This window comes from Clostridium sp. 7_2_43FAA (assembly GCF_000158375.2).
Lineage (GTDB): Bacteria > Bacillota > Clostridia > Clostridiales > Clostridiaceae > Clostridium > Clostridium tertium.
On record NZ_JH815222.1, the window covers coordinates 1,370,445 to 1,379,785 of the forward strand.

At 25.1% G+C, this 9,341-nt stretch carries 10 protein-coding genes; 8 read left to right on the forward strand and 2 right to left on the reverse strand.

All coding sequences use genetic code 11. The annotated features are described in order from the left end of the window. The coding region (locus CSBG_RS07975; protein ID WP_008678564.1) for a transposase at positions 1-215 on the reverse strand (215 nt) is incomplete at its 3' end. Between the two features lie 92 nt (positions 216-307). Then, a complete protein-coding gene (locus CSBG_RS07980; RefSeq protein ID WP_008678566.1) occupies positions 308-1,030 on the reverse strand; it encodes an HAD family hydrolase in 723 nt (240 codons plus the stop codon). 203 nt (positions 1,031-1,233) lie between these two features. Between CSBG_RS07980 and CSBG_RS07985 the strand changes: the two genes are divergently transcribed. The 8 genes from CSBG_RS07985 (at position 1,234) to CSBG_RS08020 (ending at position 9,310) form a co-directional block, all read left to right on the forward strand. Continuing rightward, on the forward strand, positions 1,234-2,646 hold the full coding sequence (locus CSBG_RS07985) for a TldD/PmbA family protein (RefSeq protein ID WP_008678567.1): 1,413 nt from the start codon (positions 1,234-1,236) through the stop codon (positions 2,644-2,646). 11 nt (positions 2,647-2,657) lie between these two features. Further along, positions 2,658-3,932 carry a metallopeptidase TldD-related protein gene (locus CSBG_RS07990; protein WP_008678568.1) on the forward strand — a complete coding sequence of 425 codons (1,275 nt, stop codon included), beginning with the start codon at positions 2,658-2,660 and terminating at the stop codon, positions 3,930-3,932. Between the two features lie 139 nt (positions 3,933-4,071). Continuing rightward, entirely contained in the window at positions 4,072-5,271 is a 1,200-nt protein-coding gene (locus CSBG_RS07995; RefSeq protein ID WP_008678569.1) for an acetate kinase, read from the forward strand. A 249-nt stretch (positions 5,272-5,520) separates the two neighbouring features. Further along, positions 5,521-6,060 carry a PH domain-containing protein gene (locus CSBG_RS08000; RefSeq protein ID WP_008678570.1) on the forward strand — a complete coding sequence of 180 codons (540 nt, stop codon included), beginning with the start codon at positions 5,521-5,523 and terminating at the stop codon, positions 6,058-6,060. Beyond that, on the forward strand, positions 6,053-7,519 hold the full coding sequence (locus CSBG_RS08005; RefSeq protein ID WP_008678571.1) for a PH domain-containing protein: 1,467 nt from the start codon (positions 6,053-6,055) through the stop codon (positions 7,517-7,519). The genes CSBG_RS08000 and CSBG_RS08005 overlap by 8 nt, the downstream gene beginning before the upstream one ends. Before the next feature lie 151 nt (positions 7,520-7,670). Next, entirely contained in the window at positions 7,671-7,859 is a 189-nt protein-coding gene (locus tag CSBG_RS08010) for a hypothetical protein (protein WP_008678572.1), read from the forward strand. 94 nt (positions 7,860-7,953) lie between these two features. Next, positions 7,954-8,829 (forward strand): DMT family transporter, encoded by an 876-nt coding sequence (locus CSBG_RS08015; protein ID WP_008678573.1) that lies wholly within the window; start codon positions 7,954-7,956, stop codon positions 8,827-8,829. An 82-nt stretch (positions 8,830-8,911) separates the two neighbouring features. Continuing rightward, positions 8,912-9,310, forward strand: coding sequence for a hypothetical protein (locus CSBG_RS08020; RefSeq protein WP_008678575.1), 399 nt, complete (start codon positions 8,912-8,914; stop codon positions 9,308-9,310). Positions 9,311-9,341 lie beyond the last annotated feature (31 nt).

Consider the following 9,341-nt stretch of genomic DNA (forward strand, 5'->3'; position numbering starts at 1 on the left):
CCATTTCTATAGTTCTTTTTTAATTCATATGGAGTTTCTTTTCTTTCATATTTATTTCTACCTAAATGTTCTTCCATTTCTCCTTCTAATATATTTTCAAGAACATCTTTAACAAGCTTCTGAATAAGCCCATTTTTCCCCATAACATCATCAATAGTTTTACATTTCTTTACTTCCTCATTGTAATCAAAGTTGGTATTAATATTCTTTGTCATAATTTTTCCTCCTAAATTTATATAGTATATTATTCCAAAACCACCAGCTGTTCATACAAAAAAACAGTAGTTAGTTTTGTTTTTACACAAAACTAACTACTGTCCCATATTAAGGGTTTAACTTTATTGAAATCTCCATCTAATATTATGTAATTACTATCAATTTCATGAACTAAATTGGGAGACAAATTAGAATGAATATATAAGGTGTTTAAATTTACTTCTTTTGCACCTTGTATATCACAAGTATAATCATTTCCAATCATTATACTCTCCATTGGATCTAAATTATATTTTTCTATTAATGAATTATAAAAAAACTTATCAGGTTTACATACACAAAAATCCGAAGAAAACAGTATTCCATCAAAATATTTATCTATGTCTAGTAACTTCATTTCGTAAAGAGTAAAAACTTTTTGAGCATTAGATAGCAGATATACATTTCTATTTTTAGATTTTAGTGACTCTAATAATTCAATAACACCATTATAAAGAGATAATTTATTTACTGATAATACTCTAAATATTTGTGCTGTATCTTTAATAGTGTCAGCACTTGGGAAAATCCCCTTTTTATTGAATAATTCTTTAAATATTTCTTCTATATTGAAATCAGGATAATTTGTATTTGTATTTAACTTTAATTTAGTATTTACTAATTGCATGTATTTATCTTTTAATTCATTACTAGAATAATTTGCCTCTTGATATGAATAGAATAGAGATAATTTTTCCCAAAGTATCAGAGAATCTTCATTTGTATTTATATCAACTAAAGTTCCATACAAATCAAATATATAATTTTTAAACATATATAAGCCTCCCATTAAGTTATATATTATTTATTTCTTTTAATAATTCATAAATCCTTTAATTAATATATAAGTTATATAAGAATTGTATTTTCAAACAAAAATGTGCTTATTTAATTTGTATTTAATACTAATATTTTTATTCCATAATATGGACTGATATATTTATTAATGATAAACTTAATGAAAAAGGAGGCTATAATATGAAATTAGAAATAAGTAAATATTTGAAAGATATAAAACCTGTTTTAAATGAACTTTTAGAAGAATTGCTAAAAGAATTTAAATATGTATCAATTTTGGCAACAGATTCTTTTGGTAAGAAGTTTATTGTATCTAAAAATACAGTAAGTATAAATGATGGGGCATTTATAGAAAGAGGTTTTGTTGTAAAAGTTTATAATGGTGTAAATTATTCAGAGTATGCTTTTAATTATATTAATAAAGAAAATTTTAATAGCATAATCGAAGAAATAAAAAAGAATTCAAAAAATTCTCTTGATGATAATATAAATATTTATAAAGTCATAGATGAAGATGAGGTAAAATTCTCTAAAGGAACAGAAATAAAACTTCATCCTAAAGATATTGGTGATAAAAACATATTAGAATCACTATCAAAAATAAAGGATGAAGGATTATCATTAAGTGAAAATGTAGTAGATTTTAGGGTGTTTTATGAATATATGAACGTCAATAAGATATTTTTATCTTCCAAGAAAGACTTAGAACAAAGTTTAATGTGGGGAAATGGGATGTGCCTTTGTATAGCTGCTGATGATAATGGAAATAAAATTGGAACAAGAATTTTTTCAGGGGCTAAAGGTGGAGAATTATTAAATGATATGAATGGTATTGCAAATGAACTTGTTGATGAAACAGTGAAACTACTAAGTGCAAAAAAGATAGTTCCAGGAGAATATGATGTTATATGCACTCCAGATATAACAGGATTAATAGTACATGAAGCTTTTGGACATGGTGTAGAAATGGATATGTTCTTAAAAGACAGAGCAAAGTCTAAAGACTTTATGGAAGAATATGTTGCATCAGATATAGTTACAATGCATGATGGAGCTGCATCTATAGAAGAAACTGGATCTTATTTCTTTGATGATGAAGGAAATATGGCTTGTGATACTATAATAATTAAAGATGGTGTATTAAAAACAGGAATAAATGATAGCTTAACAGCTTTAGCTTTAAATGAAAAGCCTACTGGTAATGGAAGAAGACAAAGTTTTGATAGAAAAGCTTATTCAAGAATGACAAATACTTATATTGAATACGGGAATAGTACTGTAGAAGAAATGATAAAATCAGTAAAGTATGGATTTTTAATAGATTCAGCAGAAAGTGGAATGGAAGATCCGAAAAATTGGGGAATACAATGTATTGCAAATGTAGGAAAAGAAATAAAGGATGGCAAATTAACAGGAAATATCTTTTCGCCTATAATAATTACAGGCTATGTTCCAGATTTATTAAAATCTATTTCAATGATATCTAGTGAGTTTGGAACTAGTGGTACAGGATACTGTGGAAAAGGATACAAGGAATGGGTTAAAGTTTCGGCAGGTGGACCTTATATAAAATGTAAGGCTAGACTAGGATAGAGGTGAATTGTATGATAGATTTAATTAAAGAATTATTGAAGACACATAAGATAGAAGAATATATAATTTCAGAAACTGAATTTGAAGATGTAGAACTTTACTTTATAAAAGATTCACTTGATATGAAGAGATCAAAGCATTTATTAAATTATTCAGTAAAGATATTTAATAATTTCAATGAAGATGGAGAAAATTTTAAAGGAGATACTACATTAACTATATATCCTTCAATGACTAAAGAAGAAATAGATAAAGCTATTGGAGAAGGATATTATATTGCCTCATTAGTAAAAAATAAATATTATGATTTACCTAGAGGAAGTAAAAATGAAAAGATTTTAATTAAAAGCAAACTTTCTGAAAGCACTTTAGAAGAGAGTGCAATTAAGTTAAGAAAAGCACTTTTTAAAAATAATAATATAGATAAAGGATTTATTAATTCAGCAGAAATTTTTGTTGAAAAGGTAAGGAAGAAAATAGTAGGATCTAACGGAACTGATATAGAATATATAAAGTATAGTACTAATGGGGAATATGTAACTCAATGGATAGATAAAGAAGATGTAGAGTTATATAATAGCTTTAGATATAATGATTTAGAAGATGATGAATTAGCTTTACAAGTTAAAGAATCTATTTTAAATACCGGCTATAGAGAAAAGAGTTTAAGTCCACCGAAGACAGGTTCTTATAATGTGATTTTATCAGGTGAAGAAGTAAAAACATTATTAAGTTATTATCTAGAGAACTCTGAAGCCTCAATGATTTATCAAGGATACTCAAATTTTAAAATAAATAGTAGTGTTCAAGGAAATGACATAAAAGGAGATAAAATAAACATTAAACTAACATCTAGCGTACCGTTTAGTAATGAAGGTGTTAAATTAATAGATAGAACTTTAATTGATAATTGTAAATTAAAGAGTATATATGGATCTTCTAGATTTATGAACTATTTAAATTTAGAGCCAGTTGGAGAATACGATGGTGCAATAATATCAGGAGGAAATATCTCATTTAATGATATGATCAATAATGGAGATCTTCATATTATAAAATTTTCGGATTTCCAGATGGATTCATTAACAGGAGATTTTTTTGGAGAAATTAGACTTGCCTTATTAAAAGATGGGGATAATTTAATTCCTTTAACTGGAGGATCACTATCTGCTAATATAAGGGATGTTCAAAGTGATTTTATTTTATCCAAAGAAGTTCAAAATTTAGATTCTTATAAAATGCCATTAGCTATAAAGTTAAATAGTGTAGAAATTTCAGGAAAATAGAGGAAAGGGCTGAATATATAGCCCTTTTCAAATTTATCTAAGATATTTAAGATATATAGAAAAATCTATCAATTTGAATATATAGATTTTTAGTGTATTATATAAATAGTGAAACAAATGAATGCAAAGGAGAATTATTATGAAGACTTTAGTAATCAATTGCGGAAGCTCATCTTTAAAGTATCAATTAATCGATATGGAAACAGAAAATTCCTTAGTACAAGGATTAGTAGAAAGAATAGGAATTGAGGGTTCTATATTAACTCAAAAGGTTGAAGGAAAAGATAAATATATTATTAAAGAATCTATGCCAAATCATAAAGCAGCTATTAAATTAGTTTTAGAAGCTTTGGTTAACAAAGATTATGGTGTTATTAAATCAATGGATGAAATTGCTGCTGTTGGACACAGAGTAGTTCATGGAGGAGAAAAGTATTCTCATTCAGTTATAATAGATGATACTGTATTAGACTCAATTAGAGATTGTATATCACTTGCCCCACTTCACAATCCACCAAATATAATTGGTATTGAAGCTTGCATGGAACTTATGCCAAATACACCAATGGTAGCAGTATTTGATACAGCATTCCATCAAACTATGCCAAAGGAAGCTTATATATGTCCACTACCGTATGAACTTTATGAAAAGTATGGTATAAGAAAATATGGATTCCATGGTACATCACATAAATATGTATCTCAAAAAGTTGCAGATGCAATGGGAAAAGATATAAAGGATTTAAAGATTATAACATGTCACTTAGGTAACGGATGTTCATTAGCAGCAGTAAAGGGCGGAAAATCAATAGATACTTCTATGGGCTTTACACCTTTAGCAGGCGTAATGATGGGAACTAGATCAGGAAGTATAGATCCATCAGTTATTAGTTTCCTTTCAGAACAACATGGATATAAAATTAGTGATATAGATGAATTACTAAATAAAAAATCTGGAGTTTTAGGTATTTCAGGAGTATCTTCAGACTTTAGAGATGTTATTGAGGCAGCTAATAAAGGAAATGAAAGAGCAAAGCTTGCACTAGATATATTTCATTATAAAGTTAGGGCTCAAATTGCAGCATACGCAGGAATTATGGGTGGAGTAGATGTTATAGTATTTACTGCTGGTATAGGAGAAAACTCCTCTTTAACTAGAAAAGAATGCTTAAATGGACTTGAATTCTTAGGATTTAATATCGATGATGAGAAGAATGCCGTAAGAGGTGAAATTCAAGAAATATCAACTAAAGATTCAAAAGTAAAAGTTTATGAAATTCCAACTAACGAAGAGCTTATGATTGCTAGAGATACGGTTAAGTTAATAAATAATAGCTAAATTTAATTAAAAAAGTAAATATAATTTATAAAAGCAGATCTTATTTAAATGAACATTTTATAATATGTAGTTGAAGGAATAAAAACTCTTATTATAGTGATCAAGTTTATATAAAGATCTGTTTTTTGTTTTGTATTTATGATAACAATAGTTGCAAAATAGTTAAATTTACATATTTTATTTAAAAGTAATTTATATAGATGGTATAATGATTAGAGAAATTTTATTATATAAATGGGGGAAACAATAATGCAGGAATATCAAAAGCTGAATGGAAAGGCTATAAAATCATGGATTATAGCAAGATTAATATCTACTTTTATTATTAGCATAATTTTAATAGCAGGTGAAATATTTCTTTCAAAGGTAATAAATGATTTTAATAAAATAAGATTTATTTTTAATATGTCTATTTTTATTATAATAATTATACTTTTAATTAATTCTTTTATATCTCCAACAATTGAATACAAGCAATGGAGATATAAAATAACAAATGATAAAATTGAATTTAGTGAAGGTATATACTTTGTAAGAAAAGTTATAATTCCAATAATAAGAATTCAACATATTCAATTAAACCAAGGGCCAATAAATAAAATTTTAGGTCTATATGATATAAGTATTTTCACTGCTGGTGGACAACATAAAATACCAAATATTGATTGCAAAATAGCAGAGGAAATAAGTGAATATTTAAAGGAGGCTATAAAAACTAAAATTAGTGAAGAAATAAATAATTCTAATGTAAATATTTTATCAGATAAGGAATTAGAAAATTATGATTAAATTAAATGAATATAAAAAAAATCATATATGTTTTATCTTTGAAGAAGTTGTAAAATCAATAAAAGGATTATTTGTATTTATAGTATTATGCTTTGCTAACCTTGATGAAGGAGGAATATATGGGGTTCTCATATTAATATTACTATGTGTTATAAATTCTATATTAAAATGGATAATGATAGAGTTCTATATTAATAATAATGAGTTAATATATAAAAGTGGAATAATAAATAAAAAGAAACTAGAGATACCTTTTAATAAAATAAATACCATAGATATAAATAAAAATATTATTGATAGAATGTTTAATATATGCACTTTAAAAGTTGATACTGGTGCTGTAAAAGAAGTTGGACAAGAAATAAAAATAAAGATAAATAAAGAAGAAGCTTATAAAATTAGAGATTTTATAAATGGAATAAATATCAAAAGTGTATATGAGGACTTAGAGAAAATTGAATCTCCTACAAATAAAGCATTTAGTAAAACTATATCATTTAAAGAAATATTTTTATACTCAATAAGTAAGTCAAAGATTTTATGGGCAGTTGGTGGAATATTTTTTATAGGTGATTTTCTAAAAAATCTAGAAGAAACCTTTAAATTTTCTATCACTAATAATATTGTAGAAAATGTTGAAATCGAAAGGTTATTTTCTATTGGATTAGTTAAGTCTATAGGAATGGTAATATTATTATTTATGTTTATATATATATTTATAAGTATTATATTTATGATATTTGAAATGATTAGACTTTACAATTTTACTTTAACTAATGATAAGAATGATATTAAAATTAAATATGGATTATTAACAGTAAAGGAATATTCAATTCCAAGAAATAAGATATATGCAATAAGATATAAGCAGAATTTATTACAACAATTATTTAAGATATTTCAAATAGAAGTTGTAACAGTAGGATATGGAGATGAACAAAACGAACAGGCTATACTTTATCCTGTGGCTAATAGGGAGTTTATAAACTCAACATTAAATTTAATACTACCTACATTTGAATTTGATGGAGAAATTAACAAGCCTACTAAAGATGTTCTAAGTAGGTTTATAATAAAAAGAACCAATATATTAATTATTTTTGTTATAATTCCTTTATTTTTTGTAATTCCCAAATCTTATTTGATAATTAAATTAATATTATTTTTTATCTTAATTTTACTTAATATATTTTTAGGATTCCTAAACTATAAAAATACATCTTTAGGTATTAGTAAAGAATTATTAGTAGCTAGTAGTGGAGGCATCGAAAAAGTTACAACATTAATTAAACAAGAATATTTACAATCTGTAGAAATTAGAGAAAATCCTTTTCAAAGAAAAAAATCAGTATGTGATTATAAATTAGATATATACAGTAATAAAATTGGGGATATTGTATTTATAAAAAATATGAAAAAGATTTTATTAAATACTATTGAAGAAAATTTAATTTTATAAAATAGGAAACTGTAAAAATTCGATTAATATTAAGAAAGTTAAAGATTTTATTAGATAAATAAAATTAATTTAAATAATTAAAGTTTGTAAATAAGAATGATTATTAATATAATTATATTAATAAATAAATAAAGTTAAAAGGAGATAAAAAATGATATCAGTTTGTCCAGTATGTTCAGGAATAGATATAGAAAAGTTAGAAGAAAAGTTTGGAAAAGATAATGTAGAAGTAGGATGCATAGGTGAATGTGGCGGAAGAGATGGCCTTATAATTGGATATGCTAACGGAAAATATATTGAAACTGAAACAGAAGAAGAATTTATTAATGAAATAAAGTAGTAATAGAACACCTTAGAGAATGATGCTCTGAGGTGTTAAATTTTTTATAATATAATAGTAATATGGTATTATATAGGTAAGGAGTGATTATCATATGAATAATTTAAGTAATAGAACTAAAGGTATCTTATTCTTAGTATTTTCCGCCTTTGGTTTTGCAGTAATGTCTGCTTTTGTAAAATTAGCAGGCGATTTACCTTCATTTCAAAAAACATTTTTTAGAAATTTAGTATCTTGCATAGTAGCTTTATTTTTTATAATAAAGAATAAAGAAAGTTTTTTTGGAAAAAAGGAAAATCAGAAGGTATTATTATTAAGATCAGCTTTAGGAACAGTAGGAATAGTTTTGAATTTCTATTCAATTGATAAACTAGTTTTATCAGATGCAAATATGTTAAATAAATTAAGCCCATTTTTTGTAATTATTTTTTCAGCATTATTTTTAAGTGAAAAGATAAATTTCAAACAATTTATAGCAATTATTATAGCTTTTGTCGGAACATTATTTATAATAAAACCTAGTTTTAATTTAGATATGATTCCTGCTTTTATGGGAATACTAGGTGCAATTTTTGCAGCAGGGGCTTATACTTGTCTTAGAGTACTTGGAGGAAGAGAAAAACATTATACAATAGTATTTTATTTTTCATTATTTTCTTTAGTAGTAATTTTTCCTTTTATGATGGCAGTATATACTCCTATGAGTATTAAGCAATTTTTTTATTTATTAATGGCGGGCTTATTTGCAAGTATAGGACAATTTGGTATAACTATTGCATATAAATATGCTCCAGCAAAAGAAATATCTATTTTTGATTACTCAAATATTTTATTTTCAGCCATGATAAGCTTTTTAGTATTTGGAGTATTACCGGATACACTAAGTTTTATTGGATATTTTATTATTTTTGCTTCATCTTATTATATGTATATTTATAATCAAAAGTTAGATAAGGCAGAAGGTAAATAAAATAATTATTAGTTTTAAACAACTCTTATATAAAAAAGCATATAATATTAATATAAGTATTAATAAAACTGGTGGTGACTAATTGATAGGTTTTATTATTATTGGGCATGGTGAATTTGCAACAGGCATATATAGTGCTTGTAAACTAGTTGATAAAACTTATTCAAATGTTAAGGCAATTGACTTTCTAGATAAAGATAGTAATTATGAATTAGAGAATAAAATTAAATTAGCTTTATCGGAGTTAACTTGTTATAAAGATATTATAGTATTTTGTGATATATTTTTAGAAAGTAATTTTAGGTTATCCTTAATTAATTCTATATATGATTATGATAGATTTACTATATTATCTGGAGTAAACTTACCTATAGTTTTGGAAGGAATAATGATTGGGCAGTACAATAAATGTAATGCAGTAAAACTTGTTGAAACATTGAAAAATGAATTTCCAAATACATTTGTTCATATGTTGAATTAAATATAAATAAAAACCTCTCATAGCGAGAGGT

Coding starts and splice junctions, on each gene's coding strand:
- CSBG_RS07980 (WP_008678566.1), bottom strand. CDS start 1,030: ATGTTTAAAAATTATATATTTGATTTGTATGGAACTTTAGTTGATATA.
- CSBG_RS07990 (WP_008678568.1), top strand. CDS start 2,658: ATGATAGATTTAATTAAAGAATTATTGAAGACACATAAGATAGAAGAA.
- CSBG_RS08000 (WP_008678570.1), top strand. CDS start 5,521: ATGCAGGAATATCAAAAGCTGAATGGAAAGGCTATAAAATCATGGATT.
- CSBG_RS07985 (WP_008678567.1), top strand. CDS start 1,234: ATGAAATTAGAAATAAGTAAATATTTGAAAGATATAAAACCTGTTTTA.
- CSBG_RS08010 (WP_008678572.1), top strand. CDS start 7,671: ATGATATCAGTTTGTCCAGTATGTTCAGGAATAGATATAGAAAAGTTA.
- CSBG_RS07995 (WP_008678569.1), top strand. CDS start 4,072: ATGAAGACTTTAGTAATCAATTGCGGAAGCTCATCTTTAAAGTATCAA.
- CSBG_RS08005 (WP_008678571.1), top strand. CDS start 6,053: ATGATTAAATTAAATGAATATAAAAAAAATCATATATGTTTTATCTTT.
- CSBG_RS08015 (WP_008678573.1), top strand. CDS start 7,954: ATGAATAATTTAAGTAATAGAACTAAAGGTATCTTATTCTTAGTATTT.